The organism is Caloranaerobacter longqiensis, from assembly GCF_050286925.1.
In the GTDB taxonomy this organism is placed as follows: Bacteria; Bacillota; Clostridia; order Tissierellales; family Thermohalobacteraceae; genus Caloranaerobacter.
Map to the genome: position 1 here is coordinate 1 of NZ_JBFWFX010000024.1, position 21,914 is coordinate 21,914.

The 21,914-nt window shown below is 28.9% G+C and carries 21 protein-coding genes and 1 rRNA gene; 11 read left to right on the forward strand and 11 right to left on the reverse strand.

Translation table 11 applies throughout. The features are described from left to right. Window positions 1–1,154: 1,154 nt before the first annotated feature. The 11 genes from AB4Y15_RS12545 to rpmH form a co-directional block, all read right to left on the reverse strand. Entirely contained in the window at window positions 1,155–2,027 is an 873-nt protein-coding gene (locus tag AB4Y15_RS12545; RefSeq protein ID WP_427340690.1) for a ParB/RepB/Spo0J family partition protein, read from the reverse strand. Continuing rightward, window positions 2,027–2,800, reverse strand: a complete 774-nt coding sequence (locus AB4Y15_RS12550) for a ParA family protein (protein WP_427340691.1) — start codon at window positions 2,798–2,800, stop codon at window positions 2,027–2,029. Before AB4Y15_RS12550 ends, AB4Y15_RS12545 begins: the two co-directional genes overlap by 1 nt. Before the next feature lie 196 nt (window positions 2,801–2,996). After that, window positions 2,997–3,794 carry a nucleoid occlusion protein gene (gene noc / locus AB4Y15_RS12555; protein ID WP_427340692.1) on the reverse strand — a complete coding sequence of 266 codons (798 nt, stop codon included), beginning with the start codon at window positions 3,792–3,794 and terminating at the stop codon, window positions 2,997–2,999. A 201-nt stretch (window positions 3,795–3,995) separates the two neighbouring features. Next, complete coding sequence (gene rsmG, locus AB4Y15_RS12560) at window positions 3,996–4,712, reverse strand: 16S rRNA (guanine(527)-N(7))-methyltransferase RsmG (protein ID WP_427340693.1); 717 nt, start codon at window positions 4,710–4,712, stop codon at window positions 3,996–3,998. Beyond that, window positions 4,705–6,603 (reverse strand): tRNA uridine-5-carboxymethylaminomethyl(34) synthesis enzyme MnmG, encoded by a 1,899-nt coding sequence (gene mnmG, locus AB4Y15_RS12565; protein WP_427340694.1) that lies wholly within the window; start codon window positions 6,601–6,603, stop codon window positions 4,705–4,707. Before mnmG ends, rsmG begins: the two co-directional genes overlap by 8 nt. Window positions 6,604–6,633: 30 nt before the next feature. After that, window positions 6,634–8,016 carry a tRNA uridine-5-carboxymethylaminomethyl(34) synthesis GTPase MnmE gene (gene mnmE, locus AB4Y15_RS12570; protein ID WP_427340695.1) on the reverse strand — a complete coding sequence of 461 codons (1,383 nt, stop codon included), beginning with the start codon at window positions 8,014–8,016 and terminating at the stop codon, window positions 6,634–6,636. Window positions 8,017–8,113: 97 nt separating this feature from the next. Next, the gene (gene jag / locus AB4Y15_RS12575) at window positions 8,114–8,764 is read right to left on the reverse strand and encodes an RNA-binding cell elongation regulator Jag/EloR (protein WP_427340696.1); all 651 of its coding nucleotides are present in this window, start codon (window positions 8,762–8,764) and stop codon (window positions 8,114–8,116) included. Between the two features lies 1 nt (window position 8,765). Continuing rightward, entirely contained in the window at window positions 8,766–9,470 is a 705-nt protein-coding gene (locus AB4Y15_RS12580; RefSeq protein WP_427340697.1) for a YidC/Oxa1 family membrane protein insertase, read from the reverse strand. Between the two features lie 15 nt (window positions 9,471–9,485). Beyond that, a complete protein-coding gene (gene yidD / locus AB4Y15_RS12585) occupies window positions 9,486–9,695 on the reverse strand; it encodes a membrane protein insertion efficiency factor YidD (protein ID WP_427340698.1) in 210 nt (69 codons plus the stop codon). A 9-nt stretch (window positions 9,696–9,704) separates the two neighbouring features. Beyond that, window positions 9,705–10,043 (reverse strand): ribonuclease P protein component, encoded by a 339-nt coding sequence (rnpA, locus tag AB4Y15_RS12590; protein ID WP_427340699.1) that lies wholly within the window; start codon window positions 10,041–10,043, stop codon window positions 9,705–9,707. A 57-nt stretch (window positions 10,044–10,100) separates the two neighbouring features. Next, complete coding sequence (gene rpmH / locus AB4Y15_RS12595) at window positions 10,101–10,235, reverse strand: 50S ribosomal protein L34 (protein WP_069651076.1); 135 nt, start codon at window positions 10,233–10,235, stop codon at window positions 10,101–10,103. A gap of 581 nt (window positions 10,236–10,816) precedes the next feature. Here rpmH and dnaA point away from each other — a divergent pair. The 11 genes from dnaA to AB4Y15_RS12650 form a co-directional block, all read left to right on the forward strand. Further along, window positions 10,817–12,151 (forward strand): chromosomal replication initiator protein DnaA, encoded by a 1,335-nt coding sequence (gene dnaA / locus AB4Y15_RS12600; protein ID WP_427340700.1) that lies wholly within the window; start codon window positions 10,817–10,819, stop codon window positions 12,149–12,151. A 232-nt stretch (window positions 12,152–12,383) separates the two neighbouring features. Further along, on the forward strand, window positions 12,384–13,490 hold the full coding sequence (gene dnaN, locus AB4Y15_RS12605; RefSeq protein ID WP_427340701.1) for a DNA polymerase III subunit beta: 1,107 nt from the start codon (window positions 12,384–12,386) through the stop codon (window positions 13,488–13,490). 67 nt (window positions 13,491–13,557) lie between these two features. Then, a complete protein-coding gene (locus AB4Y15_RS12610; RefSeq protein WP_427340702.1) occupies window positions 13,558–13,767 on the forward strand; it encodes an RNA-binding S4 domain-containing protein in 210 nt (69 codons plus the stop codon). A 35-nt stretch (window positions 13,768–13,802) separates the two neighbouring features. Then, on the forward strand, window positions 13,803–14,915 hold the full coding sequence (gene recF / locus AB4Y15_RS12615; RefSeq protein ID WP_427340703.1) for a DNA replication/repair protein RecF: 1,113 nt from the start codon (window positions 13,803–13,805) through the stop codon (window positions 14,913–14,915). 83 nt (window positions 14,916–14,998) lie between these two features. Further along, window positions 14,999–15,280 carry an extracellular matrix regulator RemB gene (remB, locus tag AB4Y15_RS12620; protein ID WP_427340704.1) on the forward strand — a complete coding sequence of 94 codons (282 nt, stop codon included), beginning with the start codon at window positions 14,999–15,001 and terminating at the stop codon, window positions 15,278–15,280. 231 nt (window positions 15,281–15,511) lie between these two features. Continuing rightward, window positions 15,512–17,422 carry a DNA topoisomerase (ATP-hydrolyzing) subunit B gene (gene gyrB / locus AB4Y15_RS12625; RefSeq protein ID WP_427340705.1) on the forward strand — a complete coding sequence of 637 codons (1,911 nt, stop codon included), beginning with the start codon at window positions 15,512–15,514 and terminating at the stop codon, window positions 17,420–17,422. 39 nt (window positions 17,423–17,461) lie between these two features. After that, window positions 17,462–19,897, forward strand: a complete 2,436-nt coding sequence (gene gyrA / locus AB4Y15_RS12630; RefSeq protein ID WP_427340706.1) for a DNA gyrase subunit A — start codon at window positions 17,462–17,464, stop codon at window positions 19,895–19,897. Between the two features lie 129 nt (window positions 19,898–20,026). Further along, complete coding sequence (locus AB4Y15_RS12635; RefSeq protein ID WP_427340707.1) at window positions 20,027–20,344, forward strand: STAS domain-containing protein; 318 nt, start codon at window positions 20,027–20,029, stop codon at window positions 20,342–20,344. Window positions 20,345–20,349: 5 nt separating this feature from the next. Further along, complete coding sequence (locus AB4Y15_RS12640; protein WP_427340708.1) at window positions 20,350–20,769, forward strand: ATP-binding protein; 420 nt, start codon at window positions 20,350–20,352, stop codon at window positions 20,767–20,769. Continuing rightward, entirely contained in the window at window positions 20,769–21,557 is a 789-nt protein-coding gene (locus tag AB4Y15_RS12645; RefSeq protein WP_427340709.1) for a SigB/SigF/SigG family RNA polymerase sigma factor, read from the forward strand. Before AB4Y15_RS12640 ends, AB4Y15_RS12645 begins: the two co-directional genes overlap by 1 nt. A gap of 245 nt (window positions 21,558–21,802) precedes the next feature. Next, window positions 21,803–21,914 (forward strand): 16S ribosomal RNA (locus AB4Y15_RS12650); the annotation flags it as partial.

Here is a 21,914-nt window from a genome sequence, read left to right on the forward strand (position 1 = left end):
ATCCGAATATCCTTTGTGCTTCATGTAATACTGGCATTAATGCTCCTTTTTTTTCTTTATTCTCTTCAATTACTTTCTTTAACTCTTCAATCTTCTCTTTGTTCTCTTCCCAATTAAATTTGAATTCCATTTCTTCCCCTCTTTGAGCTTATTAAAATAAGTTTTATGAACTACTCACCACTTGCTCATGCAAAAGTGGGAGTTTCTTAGGTCTAACCTAAGAACCTTTTCTGTTTCCATAAACATTTCCTACAATGTAGGGCTTATACATTCTCTACAAGCATAACTTTCCCTCAAAAAGTAAATACCGACTTATACAGCATTCTAATGTACCTTGAATATTTTACATAGGGAAAGCAATACTTGGTTTTCGCTATTATTTGTTTTTTCCTACAACCTTATATATTCAGTTTGCCTTAGAATATTGCTAATATAATTATAGCCTAATATAATAACTACATGGGAACTATTAGATTAGTGCTTACATCTCCAACTTATAGAAAATGGAGACTTTTCAAACTAATTGTTAAAATTAAAAATTCTGTTCCAAATTTATTTATAATCCATAGGAAATTATACACTACTTTAAATTGTGGATAAATTCAAATATAATTTCCGTTTATGGATACGGACAAAATCTTCCTTAATTTATTTAAATCGAAGATTTTGTTCTAAAATATATTTGTAAACAATACAAAATTTTGTCGTCTTAAAATTTTTAAAATGCTATAAAGAAACAAGAGAGTTTTGTTAATTTTTTAACTTTTTTGTATGACATAAACTCTTAATTATTATACATTTATATCAGTTTGTTATCAACTTTTTTAACATAAAAAACTTATTAATTAAAATAAAATCAATATTTCAAAAATATTTTCTTATTTCTTTTTTTGTTTCATTTTTTTAATATTTAACGCATTTTTTAATTTACGCTCATGCGAAAGAAAAAGCTAAATTCTGTCAAGCATTTACTTTTATTTTCATAAATAATTCCAATTCATCACAAACATTTACTACATAATTACTGCATTTCTATATAATCTCACAATAAATTCAATCTAATCTTTTTATAACACTCTATTATACAACCAATAACTGATAACTAACAACCATGTCTACATAAAATAATAACTCCTAATGTTTCACGTGAAACACTAGGAATTTAAAATTATATCTAATATTCTATCTAAATCATCCTGACTGTAATATTCTATCTCGATTTTTCCTTTCTTTTTCCCTTTACTTATCTGTACTTTGGTCCCTAAAATCTTTCTTAGTTGCTCTTCTATCTCTAAAATAAATAAATCTCTTTCTGATTCTTTTTTATTATTTTTCTTTCTTTTTACCTTATTTTTAAATTCTTTAACTAATTTTTCAGTTTCGCGCACACTTAATCTTTTTTCTATTATTTCTTTAGCAAATTTAATTTGCATATTTGAATCATCTATCTGTAGTAAAGCTCTTCCATGACCACTAGTTAATTTACCTTTTAAAATAAAACTAATTACTTCTTGATTTAAATTTAATAATCTCAACGTATTAGTTACATAAGGTCTACTCTTTCCTACAACAGTCGATATCTCATCTTGTGTAAGATTATAATTCTCCATTAATTTTTTATAAGCTATTGCCTCTTCAATTGGATTTAAATCTTCTCTTTGGATATTTTCAACTAGAGCAATCTCTGCACACTTTTTATCTTCAAAATCTCTTATTATACAAGGTATCTGTTTGAGTCCTGCTATTTTTGCTGCTCTCCATCTTCTTTCTCCAGCTACAAGTTCATATCTATCATCAATTTTTCTTACAATGATGGGCTGGATTAAACCATGTACCTTTATTGATTCAGCTAGTTCTTTAAGTGAATCTAAAGTAAATTCACGCCTTGGCTGCTCTTTGCTTGGTTGTATTAATGATACATCAACACTTATTACTTTATCTTTATCATTGTCTTGAATATTTTTTAAAGGCTCGTCTGGTATTAAAGCTGCAAGTCCTTTTCCTAATCCTCTTTTCTTTTTTGCCATCAAATCACATCCTCTACATATTCTAAAAATTCTTCAGCTAATTCCATATAGGCTTCTGCTCCTCTAGATTTAGGATCATAATCAATAACAGGCAAACCATAACTTGGAGCTTCAGCTAATCTAACATTTCTTGGTATTATTGTTGTATATACTTTACCTTTAAAATATTTTTTAACCTCATCTACTACTTGTATTGATAAATTTGTCCTACCATCAAACATACTTAAAACAACACCTTCTATTTCTAAATCCGGATTTAACCTCTTTTTTACTAATCTAATGGTATCCATTAATTGGCTAACACCTTCTAGAGCATAATATTCACATTGAATAGGTATTAAAACACTATCAACTGCTACTAAAGAATTAATAGTCAACAAACCTAAAGATGGAGGACAATCTATAAAAATATAATCATAATCATTTCTAATATCTTTTATGACATTTCTCAAAGTTAATTCCCTATCTGGTTTTTTAGTCAATTCTATCTCAGCACCAGCTAACTCTACGTTAGAAGGCACTAAATATAAATTTTCTATACCTGTATTTATTATTGCTTTTCTTATATCTACACCATTAATTATAGAATCATAAATAGAGATTTCCACCTCATTTTTATTTATACCAAATCCACTAGTTGTATTTCCCTGAGGATCAATATCTATAACTAATATCTTTTTCCCCTTTTTAGCAAGACATGCGGTAAGATTTACATTAGTAGTTGTCTTACCAACTCCTCCTTTTTGATTAAATACTGCTATTATTTTAGCCATTACTTCACCTCACTTCCCCTTTTACACATATAAATATTTCGCTTAAACCAAATACATTCCTGCTATATTTTTTATAATCCATAGGAAATTATATTCCTTATATACATAAAAAAAGACTCAGTACATTAGCTTATCCCACTCCCCCAATTAAAAGCTAATGCACCAAGTCATAATAATTTTTTTATCAAAAATTTTATTATTTCTTTTTAGGTATCTTTACTACAACTTCTATAAAATCCCCTCTATCTCTTTGTTCATATTTTGCGTCTATTCCGCTTTCTCTTATCGCATTATATGCATTTTTTAAAGTGTTCAAGTATATTTTAAAATTAATTATACTCTTAATATTTTGTTTTGCTTCAGGTTCTTTTTCTTTTGTTATATCTTCAAGAATATCTTTAATAAGCTTTTCTGTTTTCTTAACAGTCAAATCATTCTTAATAACTTTATTCAATACTTCAATCTGTAGTTCTTTATCTGGCAACTTAAGAAGTGCTCTAGCATGTCTCTCTGTTAAACCATTCTCTATAAGCATCTTCTTTACTTCATCCGGTAATCTCAAAATTCTTAATTTATTAGCAATAGTAGACTGGTTTTTTCCTACTTTTTCTGCTAATTCCTGCTGCGTAAATCCATGGTCATTGATTAAATTATAATAACCCTCAGCTTCTTCTAAAAAATTCAAATCTTCTCTTTGTAAATTCTCAATAAGAGCTAAAACAGCCGAATCCTGATCCTTCATATCTAAAACTATAGCAGGAACTTTCTCTAAATTAACTAATTCAGCCGCCCTTAATCTTCTCTCTCCTGCTACTAGTTCATAACTATTATCACTTATTTTTCTAACACTAATTGGCTGTATTATACCATAGGTTTTAATTGATTGGCTTAATTCCTCTAACGCTCTCTTACTAAAAGTTTTCCTAGGCTGATACGGGTTAGGTTTTATGCAATTTATAGGGATATACATAATCTCTTCTTTTAGATTACTCATAACATCATTCCTCTCCCGGATACTTGTCCCTATTTTCTATAATACATAGAAATCATTTATGAAACATTGCTAACTAAAAGTGCCATATCTACCGAATCTATTTATTATTAATATCTTATTCTCTAAAAATAAATATCTTCCTTCCATAAAAATCAAAAAAATCAAAGTTTCGTATTACAAAATTCCCCAATAATTTATAATTTACAACGGATTTTTCTTTGGTTTACCCGCTTTCCTAGGATATTTTGTCAAAGTTTTGTTAATTTTCTCGATTATAATTAAAGTATGAGTTATATCACTTAGTGGCAATTTTATTTTTATTTTATCTAAAACTTTTCCTCCTAATAATTTTAATGCCCTTTCAGACTCTTTTAATTCAATATCAACATCTGGTCCTTTCATGGCTATGAAATAGCCTCCTACCTTTACAAATGGCAAACAATATTCAGATAAAATATTTAAAGAAGCTACAGCCCTTGAAACAGCAATATCGAATTTTTCTCTATATTCTATATCTTGCCCAAAATCTTCTGCTCTCCCATGTATAGCCTTTATATTACTTAACCCAAGTTCATTGATTACTAAATCTAAAAACTTAATCCTCTTTTGTAAACTATCCATTAAAACTAGCTCAATATCATTTTTAACTATTTTAAGAGGTATCCCTGGAAATCCTCCACCTGTACCTACATCAATTATTCTATAACCATCTTTTATATAATCTGTTTTTAATAATGTCAAACTATCTAAAAAATGTTTTATATCTATCTGCGTATCATCTTCTATAGCTGTCAAGTTTATTTTCTTATTCCATTCTTTTAATAATTCCTTAAATTTACGAAACTTTTCTATTTCTTCTGTCCTTAATGAAATTCCTAATTCTCTACTACCTTCTATCAAAGTATCAATGTTACTCATCATTTTCACTCCTAGTTTTTAATCTCCTTTGTTGTTCTAAATAGATAAGTAAAACCGAAATATCAGCAGGAGAAACTCCAGAAATTCTTGATGCTTGGCCAATTGAATCTGGTCTTATATCATTTAGCTTTTGTCTGGCTTCAAGCCTTAATCCTTCTATTTTACTATAATCAATATCCTTAGGTAATTTTTTGTTTTCTAGTTTTTTAAATTGTTCAATTTGTTTTAATTGTTTATTAATATAACCTTGATATTTAATTTGAATCTCTACCTGCATTCTTATTTCTCTTGGAAGGTCTGGCCTGTCTTTATCAATTTCAGCTAAACTTTCATACGATAACTCAGGTCTTTTTATCAAATCATATAAAGTTGTTGGTGCTTTTAATGGTGTACTGTTTTTAGAAATTAAAAATTCCTGTATTTCTTTAGTCGGTGTAATCTTAAGATTTTTTAGTCTTTCTATTTCTTCTTTTATTTTCTGTTTTTTATATATTACTTTCTTATATCTCTCTTCATCAGCTAGCCCTATTTTATAACTTTTTTCAGTTAATCTTAAATCTGCATTATCTTGCCTTAAAATTAATCTATATTCTGCTCTAGATGTCATCATTCTATAAGGCTCATTTGTCCCTTTAGTTACTAAATCATCTATTAATACACCTATATATGCTTCTGATCTATCTAAAATAAAAGGCTCTTCACCTCTCAACTTAAGAACTGCATTTATTCCTGCAATAATACCTTGTGCTGCTGCCTCTTCATATCCTGATGTTCCATTTATCTGTCCAGCAAAATATAAATTCTCAATTCCTTTGTATTCTAATGTCCTTTTTAACTGGGTTGGATCTATACAATCATATTCTATAGCATAAGCCGGCCTCATTATCTCAACATTTTCTAATCCAGGTACCGTTCTAAGCATTTTAATCTGTACTTCTTCTGGTAATGAAGTTGACATTCCCTGTACATACATCTCACAAGTATCTAATCCTTCCGGTTCTATAAATATTTGATGCCTCTTTTTATCAGAAAATCTAACTACCTTATCTTCAATAGAAGGACAATATCTAGGTCCAACCCCTTCCATTTCACCAGCATATAATGGAGATCTGTTTAAATTATCTAATATAACTTTATGAGTCTCTTCATTAGTATAAGTAAGCCAACATGGTACCTGTTCTTTTTCAATTCTATCATTTAAAAAAGAAAAAGGAACTATTTCTTTATCTCCAGGCTGAATTTCCATTTTACTAAAATCAATGCTGTCTCTGTGTATTCTTGCAGGTGTTCCGGTTTTAAATCTTCTTAATTTTATTCCTAGTTTTTTCAAGGACTCTGATAAATGATTAGCTGGAAAAAGTCCATTAGGACCACCTTCAAAATTCACTTCTCCTATAAATATCCTGCCCTTAAGATAAGTACCTGTAGCTAAAATAACAGCTTTACCTGAATAAACACCGCCAGTCTTTGTCAACACTCCCGTAACTTTTTTATCTTCTACCAAAATTTCAACAACTTCAGCCTGTTTTAAATCTAAATTTTCTTGTTCTTCAATAACTTGTTTCATACTAGCTTGGTACCTCTTTTTATCTGCTTGTGCTCTTAAAGAATGTACTGCCGGTCCTTTTGATGTATTTAACATTCTACTTTGAATAAAAGTTTTATCAATATTTTTCCCCATTTCTCCGCCTAAAGCATCTATCTCTCGAACTAAATGTCCCTTTCCAGTACCACCTATCGCAGGATTACACGGCATAAGTGCTATAGAATCTAAATTTATTGTAAGTAAAAGGGTTTTCATACCCATTCTTGCAGCTGCAAGAGAAGCTTCACAACCTGCATGTCCTGCTCCGATAACGATAATGTCATATTCACCAGCTTGATATTTCATAGAAGTTTCCTCCTTCTTAAACGAATAAACTTATTTGCCTATACAAAATTCCTCAAATATCTTATCGATAATATCCTCTGTTACAGTATCTCCCGTTATTTGACCTAGATTTTCCCAGCAATCTTTAACATCAACTTCTATACAATCTATTGGCATACCCATTTTAATAGACTCGATAGCCTCTTCAATATTCTTTTTAGCTTTGATTAATAAACTCTTATGTCTAGCATTTGTAACTATTGTATTATCTTTTATTTTTACCTCTCCTGCAAAGAACATTTCTTTTAAAGAATCTTCTAATACTTCTAATCCTTCTCCTTTAATTATTGAAGTTTCTATTATCTTTTTACCCGGTAAGATTTTCTCTATTTCTTCTCTACTTACTACTAGAGGTAAATCTATTTTATTTATTAATACTATTGCCTTCTTATCTTTAACCAGTTTAACAATTTCCATATCTTCCTCTGTTAACTCTTTAGACACATCAAAAAGTACAATAACTAAATCTGCTTCTTCTAATAAGCTTTTTGCTCTTTCCACTCCTATTTTTTCAACTATATCTTCCGTTTCCCTTATACCAGCAGTATCTATTATCTTTAAAGGAATACCTTTAATATTTACATATTCTTCTATTATATCTCTAGTAGTACCAGGTATATCTGTTACAATAGCTCTATTTTCTCTAAGTATTGCATTCATAAGTGAAGATTTACCAACATTAGGTTTACCAAGTATTACTGTTTTTAATCCTTCTCTTAATATCTTTCCTGTATATACCGTATCTAAAAGTTTTTCTATTCTTTTTAAAACATTTTTTCCTTCATCTAGTAATCCTTCGTATGTCATTGTTTCTATATCTTCTTCTGGAAAATCTATATTAGCCTCTATATTTGCTAACATTCTCAATAAAATCTCTCTAATTTCATTTATTTCCTTTGATAATCCACCCTCAAGTTGGTTAAAAGACACATCAAAACTTGAATCGGTTTTAGCTCTAATCAAATCAATTACTGCCTCAGCTTGTGATAAATCTATCCTACCATTTAGAAAAGCTCTTTTTGTAAACTCGCCAGGCTCTGCAAGTCTAGCCCCATTTTCTAATACTATCTCTAAAATTCTCCTTACAGGTATTATTCCACCATGACAATTTATTTCTACAATGTCTTCTTTCGTATAAGTATATGGACCTTTCATGTATACTGCTAATACTTCATCTATTTTCTTTCCAGTATCAGGCTCTACTATGTATCCATATGTTAATCTTCTTTCTTGAAAATCACTTAATTTTCTTTGATTTTTAGCTCTAAAAATTTTATCTGCTATTTCAACTGCTTTTTCACCACTAATTCTTACAATCCCAATACCTGCTTCTCCAGGTGCTGTAGCAACAGCAGCAATTGTATCAAAATACACTTTAACTCACCTCATTTAATTTATAGTTAATTAACTATTGGCTATCGACTAATATTAGTATACCAAATTAATCTTTGAACAAAACATAAACCCAGTATTAATACTGGGTTTTTGATGTTTCCTTCTTATAACTAATTACTACTCTTCTAAATGGCTCTTCTCCTTCACTAAAAGTTTCTACATAAGGATTGTTTTGGAGTGTTGAATGTATAATCCTTCTTTCATTAGAATTCATTGGCTCAAGTTTTATATCTCTTCTTAATCTCTTTGCTTTAAACGCCATCTTTTCGGCTAGCCTGATAAGAGTTTCCTCTCTTTTCTTTCTATAATTATTAATATCTAAGAAAACTCTAATATAGTTCTCTCTTTCTTTATTCACAACTAAACCAACAAGATATTGTATAGAATCTAAAGTCCTTCCTCTTTTTCCTATCAAAATTCCCATATCTCTATCGCTTATATCTTCAATATCTATAAATAAACTCTTTCCTTCTCTTTTAATATTAGTACTAGCCTTTATTCCCATCTTATTAAAAAGCATCTTTAAAAAGTTTCCTGCAATTTCTACTGGGTCATTTACAACAGTAACCTCAACTTTAGCATCTTTACAACCTATAATACCTAAAAAACCTTTACTAGGTTCTTCTAAAACTTTAACAAGCACATCATCCCTATCTGCACCTAATTCCAACAGAGCTTCTCTAACAGCATCATCAATCGTCTTAGCCGTTTTAACTATAGACTTCATACTAATTTGACTCCTCCTTAACATTACCTATAGATCTATTAATTAAGTACTGTTGTACTATTTGGAAAATATTACTTACAACCCAGTATAACGGAAGACCTGCTGGCGTATTTTTAGCAAAGAAAAACATCATAAAAGGAAACATGATAGTCATAGTTCTTTGAGTAGCCTCTGCCTGTGCATTTCCTCCTGCTGTATTCGTCATTTTGCTAGTAAGATATGTTGTAATAGCAGCTAAAATAGGAAATATCCACGGATCTGGATTATTTAAATTAGAAATCCAAAAAAATGTCTTATTTATAGATTCATATACAGCCTCACTGCCAAATATATAGTTTACAGGATCTTGTAACACCCTAAGAAAACCAAGAAATATAGGAATCTGAATCAATATAGGAAAACAACCACTAAAAGGATTTACATTATGTTCCTTATATAACTCCATAGTTTTGATATTTAGAGTCTGCTGATCATTTTTATATTTATTCTGTAACTCCTTTATCTTAGGTTGAAGTTCCTGCATTTTTTTCATTGACCTCATCTGTTTTAATGTTAGAGGTAATAAAATAAATCTTAAAATTATTGTAGCTATTATAATAGCAATAGAATATGCAGAAAATAATTTAGCATCAAATCCTAAACTATATACAAAATTATAAATAACCTTAACTAAAGCTCCTAAAGGTCTAGCAAATAAATCTATCATTCAATAACCTCCTCTTTATTCCAACGGATCATAACCTCCAGGGTTAAGAGGATTACATCTAATAATTCTCTTTATACTTTTAAATCCGCCTTTTATTAATCCATATTTTTCTATAGCTTTAATTGAATATTCAGAACATGTTGGATAAAACCTACATGTTCTAGGTTTTAATGGTGAAATAAATTTTTGATACGTTCTTATTAAAATTACAACTAATTTTCTCATATATACACCCTATTTTAACAGTTTGGTTTTCTTAAATAAATGCATCATCGCACTCTCTATTTCCTTATATCCTTGTTCTACAGCTGTTTTTTTAGGTATAAATACCAAATCATATCCTTGTTTCAGTTTATCACTATTCAACCTGTAAGCTTCTTTTATCAATCTTCTAACCCTGTTTCTAACTACACTTTTACCTATCTTTTTAGTAACAGAAAAACCAACCCTATTGTATCCTAAATTATTTTTAATAAAAAAAATTACCAAATATTTATTAGCATAAGAATCTCCATATTTATATACTCTTTTAAACTCTCTACTATTTTTAAGCTTTAGTTTTTTCTTATCCATTGTAATTCCCCTTAAATATCCTGGAAATTAACATAAAAAGGCCACTAATATGCGGCCTTATGCTGTCAACCTCTTTCTGCCCTTTCTTCTACGTCTCTTTAACACATTTCTTCCTGATCTTGTACTCATTCTCTTTCTAAACCCATGCTCTTTCTTTCTCTGTCTCTTCTTTGGCTGATATGTTCTTTTCATTCCAAATACACCCCCTTCAACAACTACTAAACTTTCTTTCCTTTATTTATATAAAGCATTGCATTTATCCAAAAAAAGCAGACACTACTATTGATTATAGCCATATTATATCCTTATGTCAAGGAATTAATGAATTTCCATATGTTAATAAATAATCTACATTTATGTTGATCTTGTGGATATCTTTTTTAATATTGTTGATTATCAACATTTTTTTTGATATTATTATATAAACATGTGGATTATTTATTAACAATTAATAATTTTATACACAATGTGTGGATAAAGTTGTGTATAACTTTTAATTTTGTGGATTATAATTTTTTTAATTAGAAAAATACTATATTTATATTCCACATTAATTTTTTTATATCTTGTGGACAAACTCCAAATTTATATTTTATTTATTATTCACAATATATCTATCTACATCTTATTCACATCTATATATTTTCCTTGTGAATAAATAATATTCATTTATACTAAATCATTACACTATTTTTCTGTGGATAAAATTGTGTATATCTTGTATTATTTCATTTAAATATGTCTATAATCCTATATGGATAGGAGGAATATAAATGAATTTAAATTTAGATGATATTTGGAATGATACCCTAAAATTAATAAAAATAGAACTAACAGAAGTTAGCTTTAACACTTGGTTCAAAACTATAGAACCATTGACTATAAATGACAATCAAATAATATTAGGGGTTCCAAATGAGTTTACAAAAGGTATATTAGTGGCCAGATATCTAACATTAATCAAAAATGCCGTTAAACAAGCCACTAATAGAGATTTCGATATTAAATTTATAATTCCAGGAGAAGAAATAAACGATATTGGACAAACTATACAAAATGAAATAAATGACACTTCTACTTCAAGAGCTCAATTAAACCCTAAATATACATTCGACACATTTGTCATTGGTAATAGCAATAGATTTGCTCATGCAGCATCTTTAGCAGTAGCTGAGGCTCCTGCTAAAGCATATAACCCTCTTTTTATTTATGGGGGGGTTGGACTAGGTAAAACTCATCTTATGCATGCTATAGGTCACTATATATTAAACCAAAATCCAAAAGCTAAAGTAGTTTACGTTTCATCAGAAAAATTCACAAATGAGCTAATTAACTCTATTAGAGATGATAGAAATGTTGAATTTAGAAATAAATACAGAAACGTCGACGTGCTACTTATAGACGATATACAATTTATAGCTGGTAAAGAGAGAACTCAGGAAGAATTTTTCCATACATTCAATGCTCTTCATGAAGCTAATAAACAAATTATTATATCTAGTGATAGGCCACCAAAAGAAATTCCTACATTAGAAGACAGACTAAGGTCAAGATTCGAATGGGGTTTAATTGCAGACATACAGCCACCTGATTTAGAAACTAGAATAGCTATATTAAGAAAAAAAGCAAAAGTTGAAAATATACACGTTCCAAATGATGTAATGCTTTATATAGCAACTAAAATACAATCTAATATTAGAGAGCTTGAAGGTGCATTAATCAGAATTGTAGCTTATTCTTCTTTAACCAATAGAGAGGTAACAGTTGAGCTGGCTACCGAAGCTTTAAAAGATATAATTTCTAACACTAAACCAAGAGAAATTAATGTAAAGCTAATAAAAGAAATAGTAGCTAAAAACTTTAATGTAAACGTTGAAGATTTTGACTCTAAAAAAAGAACAAGATCAATAGCTTATCCAAGGCAAATTGCAATGTATCTATGTAGAGAATTAACAGATTTATCTCTACCAAAAATAGGTGACGAATTTGGTGGCAGAGACCATACTACAGTTATACATGCATACGACAAAATTTCATCTGATATTAAAAATAATGCAGAACTAAAACTAAAAATTGAAAATATTATAAGTGAAATAAAAGGTGAATAATCAACATTTATATGTTAATAAATTGTTAGTATAATGTTGATAACAATTCAAAAATTTTTTGACTGTTATTATGTTTATAATTAAGTTTTTTTACTAACAAATTATCAACAGTTACTATTCTGCATTTTTAGTTTATTTATTCAGTTATCCACATATTAACCTTACCTATTACTATTACTATAAATTTAGTATTTATATTTTTTCTAACCACTAAGAAGGAGGTTATCCACAATTGAAAATAAAAATTTCTCAAAAAGAACTAAATAGATGTATAAATATTGTCCAAAAAGCCATTACATCAAAAACAACTTTACCTATATTAAATGGAATCTTACTTGAAGCTGAAAAAAATACTTTAAAGCTTACTGGTACAGATTTAGAAATAGGAATAGAATCAAAAATAAACTGTGAAGTAATAGAAGAAGGTTCTATAGTAATTGCATCAAGACTTTTTGGAGATATAATCAGAAAATTACCTAGTTTAGATGTTGAAATTGTAACTGATGAAAATAATAATGTTCATATCACTTGTGGAAATTCTAAATTTAATATAATTGGTCAACCTTCTGTAGAATATCCACAATTACCAGTTGTAGATAACGATATTAGTCTAAGTATACCTAAAGATCTTTTGAAAAGTATGATTAAACAAACTATATTTGCAGCTGCACAAGATGAAATAAAACCAATACTTACGGGAGCTCTATTAGAAGTTAACAATAAAAAAGCAGCACTTGTAGCATTAGACGGTTATAGACTTGCAGTTAAAGAAATTAATGTTAATAGTGATAATAATATAAAAGTTGTAATACCTAGTAAAACACTTAATGAAGTTAGTAGAATACTTGACGATGATGATTCAGATGTTAAAATAATGTTTACTTCAAGTCATGTACTTTTTGATTTTGGTGAAACAGTTATAACATCAAGACTACTTGAAGGTGAATTTATAAATTATCGTGATATAATAAGAGATGAGTATAAATCAAGAGTTAAAGTAAATACTAGAAATATACAAGAAAGTATTGAAAGAGCTTCATTACTTGCAAGAGAAGGAAAAAATAACCTTGTTAAATTTACTATATCAGATGAAAAGATGATAATAAGCTCCAATTCTGAAATAGGTAATGTCTATGAGGAATTGCCTATAGAGCTTGAAGGAAATGACATTAAAATAGCATTTAATTCAAAATATATGTTAGACGCATTAAGAGTTATAGATAGTGAAGAGATAATTATGGATTTTGAAAGTAATGTAAAACCTTGTATAATGAGGCCTTATGAAGATAATAGTTACACATATCTAGTCTTACCAGTCAGATTAAACGAAAACCATTAAAATTTAAGACACCTAGTTTAAGGTGTCTATTAATTTTCAAGGATATTAATTTCAAGGAGTTGATGGTATGAAGAAAATAAAGATATATACAGAATATATAAAATTAGATCAACTATTAAAATATGCGAATGTAGCTGAAACAGGTGGACATGCAAAAATCTTGATAAAGAATGGCCAAGTTAAATTAAATGGAGAGATTATCCTTCAAAGAGGTAAAAAAGTAAAAAAAGGAGATATAATAGAGTTATCTAATGGTGAAAGTTATATTGTAGAATAAAAAAATGATGTTTCTTTCCTAAAGGAGTGCTTTACGTGCATATAGAAAGTATTAAACTTATAAACTATAGAAATTATGATAAATTGGAAATAAAATTAAATAAAAAGTTAAATATATTTATAGGAGATAATGCACAAGGTAAGACTAATTTATTAGAATCTATATATATATGTGCTTTTGGTAAATCGTACAGAGCGGCTAAAGAAAAAGAACTAATAAAAATAGATAAAGATAAAGCTTATATAGGCATAAATGTCAGATGGGATTTTACTGATAAATTTATAGAAATTAAATTTGAGAAAAAAAAAACAAAGAGAGTTAGAATTAATAGGGTAGAAATTGATAAAATATCTGATTTATTTGGTAATTTAAATGTCGTTTTATTTTCTCCTGAAGATTTGAAATTAGTTAAAGAAGGTCCAAGTAATAGAAGAGAGTTTTTAGATACTGAAATATCCCAGATAAGACCAAAATATCGTTATAATATCAATAGATATAGTAAAATACTTAAACAGAGAAATAATCTTTTAAAGTCTATTCAAATAAATAATAACAGACTTAAAACTATAGAAGTTTGGGACATGCAGTTAGCTGAGGTTGGCTCTGAAATAATTAAAGATCGCATGGAATTTATAGAAAAAATATCTAAAATATCAAAGAATATCCATAAAAATATAACTGAAGGAATAGAAGAACTTGAGCTTGAATATATGCCTTCTTTCAATATAGATTGTGAACTAAGCAAAAATGAAATAAAAGATATTTTTATAAAGGTTTTAAATGAAAACCTAGCAAAAGATATAGAAAGAGGTACTACAGAGTTTGGACCACATAGAGATGATATAAAAATAAATATAAATGGATTAGATGTAAAGATATTCGGTTCTCAAGGTCAACAGAGAACAGCTGCACTTTCAATGAAATTGGCAGAAGTAGAATTAGTAAAGTCAGAAATAGGAGAATATCCTGTTTTATTGCTTGATGATGTTTTATCAGAATTAGATATAAAAAGAAGAAAATTCTTATTATCGACTTTTAAGGATATACAAACGATAATCACTAGCACGGAAGATATAGATGTTCTTGACATCCACAAAAAGGATAAAAAAGTATTTTATGTATCGAAGGGAAATATAGTAAATGTCTAGTGAAAAATTAAGTTGAATAACGCAGCTGAATAATATATATTATAAGATTGTAGTTAATTTGTTTATATTAGGGAGGAAAATAGATGTTTTTACATTTAGGCAAAGATTATGTAATACCACTAAAAGATATAATTTGTATAATTGACCATAAGTCTTTGAAATCAAAAGATACAAAAGAATTTTTTAATATAGCTGAGGAAGAGGGGTTTATAAAAAATATTACAGATAAGAAAATAAAATCCTATATAATTACAGAAAAAGTTGAAATAGATAAAAAAAGTGGTAGTAAGATAAGAAAAAGTATTATATATTGTTCTAATATTTCTTCTACTACTTTAAATAAAAGAGCTGGACTCATCAAATAATTAGATTAGAACAAAATCTTCGATTTAGATAAATTAAGGTAGATTTTGCCCTAATCCATTACGGAAATTATATTTAAAATTATCCACAAATTAATGTAGTTTATAACGACTCTGGCATGTAAACATGCCAGACAAAGTTTCAATAAAATCAACATTAAATTTTTAAAATATGGGATTTTATTATAATTTCCTATTGATTATAAAAAACTTGAGTAGATTGGAGGCTACTAAATGGCTGAAATACAGAGGGAAAGAAATTATGGTGCACAGCAAATACAAGTTTTAGAAGGATTAGAGCCTGTTAGAAAAAGACCAGGTATGTATATTGGTAGTACTGGTCTGAGAGGATTACACCATTTAGTTTATGAGATTGTCGACAATAGTATAGATGAAGCATTAGCAGGAGTCTGTGATACTATTAATGTTATAATAAACGAAGACAATTCAATAACTGTAATTGATAACGGTAGTGGTATACCTGTTGAAATACATCCTAAAACAGGAAAATCTACTGTTGAGACTGTACTTACAGTTTTACATGCTGGTGGTAAATTTGATAATAGTGCATACAAGGTATCTGGCGGACTTCATGGTGTTGGAGTTTCAGTAGTTAATGCATTATCTGAATGGCTAGAGGTTATAGTTCATAGAAACAATAAGATATATAAGCAAAGATTTGAACGAGGAAAACCAGTAACAGAATTACAAGTAATAGGTGAAACAGAAGGAACAGGAACTACTATAACATTTAAACCTGATCATTTGATATTTGAAGATGTTAATTTTAGATATGATACTTTAGAACACAGATTGAGAGAGTTAGCATTTTTAAATAAAGGAATTACAATTACAATTGAGGATAAAAGACAGAATAAAAAGAAAAAGTTCTATTATGAAGGCGGAATAAAAGCTTTTGTAGAGTATTTAAATAGAAATAGAACACCTATACATGATAAAGTAATATATTTTGAAAAGGAAAAGGATAACTGCATTATTGAATTAGCTATGCAGTATACTACCGACTATAGTGAGAATATATTTAGTTTTGCTAATAACATTAATACTCATGAAGGTGGTACTCATCTAAGTGGATTTAAGATTGCATTAACAAGAGTTATAAATGATTATGCAAGAAAAAATAACTTATTGAAAGATAAAGATAGCAATTTAACAGGTGAAGATATTAGAGAAGGTTTAACTGCTGTACTTTCTGTTAAACTGCCAGACCCTCAATTTGAAGGTCAGACTAAAACTAAACTTGGAAACAGTGAAATGCGAGGAATAGTTGAAAGCTTAGTTTCTGAAAATATAACTGGTTTTCTAGAAGAAAATCCAAAAGAAGCGAAATTGATAGTAGATAAAGCTATAAAGGCAGCAAGAGCTAGAGAGGCTGCTAGAAAAGCTAGAGAATTAACTAGAAGGAAAAATGTACTTGAAAACTTATCTCTACCTGGAAAACTTGCAGACTGTTCAGAACAAGATGCATCAAAATGTGAAATATATCTAGTAGAGGGTGATTCTGCAGGTGGTTCAGCTAAACAAGGTAGAGATAGAAGAACTCAAGCTATATTACCTCTTAAAGGTAAGATAATGAATGTTGAGAAAGCTAGATTAGATAAAATACTAAATTATGAAGAAATAAAAGCTATGATTACTGCTTTTGGATGCGGGATTGGTGATGATTTTAATATTGAAAAATTAAGGTATGGTAAAATAATTATTATGACTGATGCCGATGTAGACGGTGCTCATATTAGAACTTTATTACTAACGTTCTTCTTTAGATATATGAAACCTTTAATCGAACAAGGACATATATATATTGCTCAACCACCTTTATATAAAATTAAAAAAGGTAAATCGGAATACTATGCTTATAATGACAGAGAGCTTGAAAAAATATTAAACGAAATAGGTAGAAGTGGGTACAGTATACAAAGATACAAAGGTCTTGGAGAAATGAATCCAGATCAGCTTTGGGAAACTACGATGAACCCAGAGAAAAGAATTTTACTTAGAGTTAGTATTAATGATGCAGTTGCAGCTGATGAGATATTTACTACACTTATGGGAGATAAAGTTAAACCTAGAAGAGAATTCATTGAAGAAAATGCTAAATATGTGCGAAATCTTGATATTTAATGAATTAGATGAAAATAATTATTCATGAGGAGGATATAGATGAATAACGATAAACAGAGGATTATCCAGGTGGATATAGAGGATGAGATGCGAAAATCTTATCTGGATTATGCTATGAGCGTAATTGTAAGTAGGGCGCTACCTGATGTACGAGATGGGTTAAAACCTGTTCATAGAAGAATTCTTCACGTTATGAATGAGCTTAACCTAACACCGGACAAACCTTTCAGAAAATCTGCACGTATAGTTGGGGACGTATTAGGTAAATACCATCCACATGGAGATAGTGCTGTATATGATGCAATGGTAAGGATGGCACAAGATTTTTCAACAAGATATCTACTTGTAGATGGTCATGGTAACTTTGGTTCTATTGACGGCGATGGTGCTGCTGCAATGCGTTATACAGAAGCTAGAATGTCTAAAATAGCAACAGAAATGTTGAGAGATATAAATAAAGATACAGTTGACTTTAGACCGAATTTTGATGAAACATTAAAAGAACCTAAAGTACTACCTAGTAGATTTCCGAATCTATTAGTTAATGGTTCATCAGGTATAGCTGTTGGTATGGCAACATCTATACCACCTCATAACTTAGGAGAAGTTATAGATGGTATAGTTATGATGATAGATAATCCTGAAGTAGATGTAGAGGAATTGATGAAAGCTATTAAAGGACCAGATTTTCCAACTGGTGGAATTATAATGGGTCGAGAAGGAATAAAAGCTGCATATAGAACAGGTAGAGGAAAAGTTATTGTTAGGGGAAGAACTTATATAGAACAATTAAACAAATCAAAAACAAGAATAATTGTTACAGAATTACCATATCAAGTAAATAAAGCAAAACTTATAGAAAAAATAGCTTCATTAGTTAGAGATAAGAAAATAGAAGGTATATCAGCTTTAAGAGATGAATCTGATAGAAATGGAATGAGAATCGTTATAGAGTTAAAAAGAGATGCCAATCCTAATGTAGTTTTAAATAATTTATATAAACATACTCAACTGCAAGATACATTTAGTATAATTATGCTTGCTTTAGTTGATGATCAACCTAAAGTTCTAAATTTAAGGGAAGTAATAAGACATTATTTAAATCACCAAAAAGAAGTTATAACAAGAAGAACACAATATGACCTAAATAAAGCTGAAGATAGAGCACATATCCTTGAAGGTTTAAGAATAGCTTTAGATCATATAGATGAAGTTATAAGCTTAATTAGAAATTCTAAAACAGTAAATGAAGCAAGAGACGGATTAATGAATAAATTTGGACTTACAGAAAAGCAAGCACAAGCTATATTAGATATGAGATTACAAAAATTAACTGGATTAGAGAGGGATAAAATAGAAGAAGAGTATGAAGGATTAATTAAGCTTATAAATGAATATAGAGAGATATTAGCTGATGATAGACTTATTTATAAAATAATTAAAGATGAATTACTTGAGATTAAAGAAAAATATAATGATGATAGAAGAACAGAGATAAGAGCTAGTATAGATGAAATAAGTATAGAAGATATGATTAAGGAAGAAAAGGTAGTTATTACATTAACTCATTTTGGATACATTAAGAGATTGCCAGAAGATACGTATAAAGCACAGAGAAGAGGCGGTAAAGGAATTACGGGCTTAACAACAAGAGAAGAAGATTTCGTTGAAGATATTTTTGTTACTTCTACCCATGACAATATTTTATTCTTTACTAATAAGGGAAAAGTTTATAAATTAAGAGCTTTCGAAATTCCAGAAGCTAAAAGACAAGCAAAAGGTACTGCGATAATAAATCTTTTAAATTTGGATGTAAATGAAAAAATAACTGCTGTAATACCAATAAAAGAATTTAATCCTGAAGATTATCTTGTATTTGCAACAAAGAAAGGATTAATAAAGAAAACGGGATTAAATGAATTTGATAATATCAGAAAAAATGGTCTTATAGCTATAAATTTAAGAGAAGAAGATGAGCTAATAGAAGTAAAGAAAACGAATGGAGAAGATGAACTTATATTGGTAACAGCTCAAGGAATGTCTATAAGGTTTAGTGAAAAAGATGTTAGAAATATGGGAAGAAGTGCAATGGGAGTAAAAGCTATTACACTTAATGAAGATGATGAGTTAGTAGCTATGGATTTGGTTAAAGAAGATAATGATCTATTGGTTATAACAGAAAAAGGTTATGGAAAGAGGACTCAAATTTCAGAATACAGATCTCAAAGTAGAGGCGGAAAGGGCATAAAAACATATAATGTAAAGAAAAGAACAGGAAATATTGTTGGAGCAAAAGTTGTTAGTATTAATGATGAAGTAATGCTAATTAGTGTATCAGGGACAATAATAAGATTGAAGGTATCAGATATATCACAAATGGGAAGAAGTACTCAAGGTGTGACTTTAATGAAAATATCTGAAAATGATAGAGTCGTATCTATTGCTAAAGTGGCAGCAGAAGAAGATGAAGAATAAAGCGTGCGTAATGCACGCTTTATTTTATGATTAAAGTTAAAATACTAGTACTTTAAGAATATAGAAAATTATAATATACTATATTTATACAGGTTTGTAAACAGAATTTAGAGATTAAGGAGGAATATTATGGGTTTAGAGGTGAAAAAAGAATTCGACACAACTAAAAATGTATGGATTCTTAAACCAATGGGTGAGATAGATATATATACATCACCAAATTTTAAAGATATTTTGCTTGGAATGATTAATGAAAAAAGTGCAGATGTAATATTAGATGGTGAAGAATTAGTTTATATGGACAGTACAGGGTTAGGTGTATTAATTAGTGGATTAAAGAAACTTAGAGAAAAAGATAAGAATATAATACTGACTAATATAAGGCCAAATATAAATAAATTATTTGATATAACAGGATTAAATAAAGTATTTATTATTAAGGAGTGAAGTTTATGATAGAATCTGTTAATCAAAATAAAGGGGATATAATTAATCTCACAATACCAGCAAGGGCTGAATATGTTAGTGTAGTTAGATTAACTTCTTCAGCAATAGCAAGTAGAATAGGTTTTGATATTGAGGAAATAGAAGACATCAAAGTGGCTATAGCAGAGGCTTGCACAATGATTATCAAAAATGGCGAAAATCAAAATATAGACATAAAATTTGAAATAATGGAAGATAGATTAATTATAAATATACAAGCTAAACAGTTTGTATGCCAAGAGAGATATGATGAAGTTTCTGATATAGATGATAATAGAAGCTTAAGTATTTTGATAATCGAATCTCTGATGGATGGAGTTAGATGTGAAAATTGTGATGGAATAGTTTGTTTGAAAATGATGAAAAAATTAAGGGTGGATGTCTAATGAATGTACCTAAAAAATATCCAAATGATGCTCATAATGAATATAAAGATATTGATAATAAAACGTTATTTTCAATGTATAAAAAAAATAAAGATTTTTCAATAAGAAATGAATTAATAGAAAGACACTTATATATAGCTGAGATATTATCTAAAAAATATGCAAATAAGGGAATAGATTATGAAGATATATATCAGGTTGCATGTCTTGCTTTAATTTATGCAATAGATAGATATGATGTAGATAAAGGATATGAGTTTTCAAGTTTTGCTACTCCAACTATAATAGGAGAAATAAAAAAGTATTTTAGAGACAAAGGATGGGTAATAAGGGTACCAAGGAGGATACAAGAACTTTCTAAGAAAATTAGTAATGCTAAAGTTATTTTAACACAAAAACTTCAAAAGACTCCTACAGTAAAAGATATAGCTGAATATCTGATGTGTAGTGAAGAAGAAATATTAGAGGCTATGGAAGTGAGTAAAGTATATATGCCTCATTCATTAGATTTAACCTATGATTCTGATGATGATAAAGATATGACTTTGGGAGACTTAATAGGAGAAGATGATAAATATTTTAATAAAATAGAAAATATAGATTTTTTACAGAAAGTATTAGACAAGTTAAATGATTTAGAAAAAAGAATTTTGAAAGGCAGATATTTTGATAATAAAACTCAAAGTGATATAGCTAAAGAATTAGGAGTATCACAAATGACAGTTTCGAGATTAGAAAAAAAGATTATACAGAAATTTAGAAAAGAATTAGAAAAAATTAACACGTAAATAAATTATAAACACTATTGACTTAGTATAAAAATTGTGGTAAAGTATTTTTTGCCGTTGAGGAAAAAAGCAAAACAAAAAAGTTAAAAAAAGTTCTTGACATAGATAAATAAATCTGCTATAGTATTAAGAGTCGGCGGCAAAAGCCGATAAAAAAGATTTGATAAAGAAGATTTGGTCTTTGAAAACTGAACAGTGCGGAGACAGGATTATAAACTAACAGCTGATAGCTGAAAATCAAGTTTTTCCTTGAGAGTTTGATCCTGGCTCAGGACGAACGCTGGCGGCGTGCCTAACACATGCAAGTCGAGCGGGTAGGTACTTTAATGAACCTTCGGGGGATTTAAAGTACCGAAA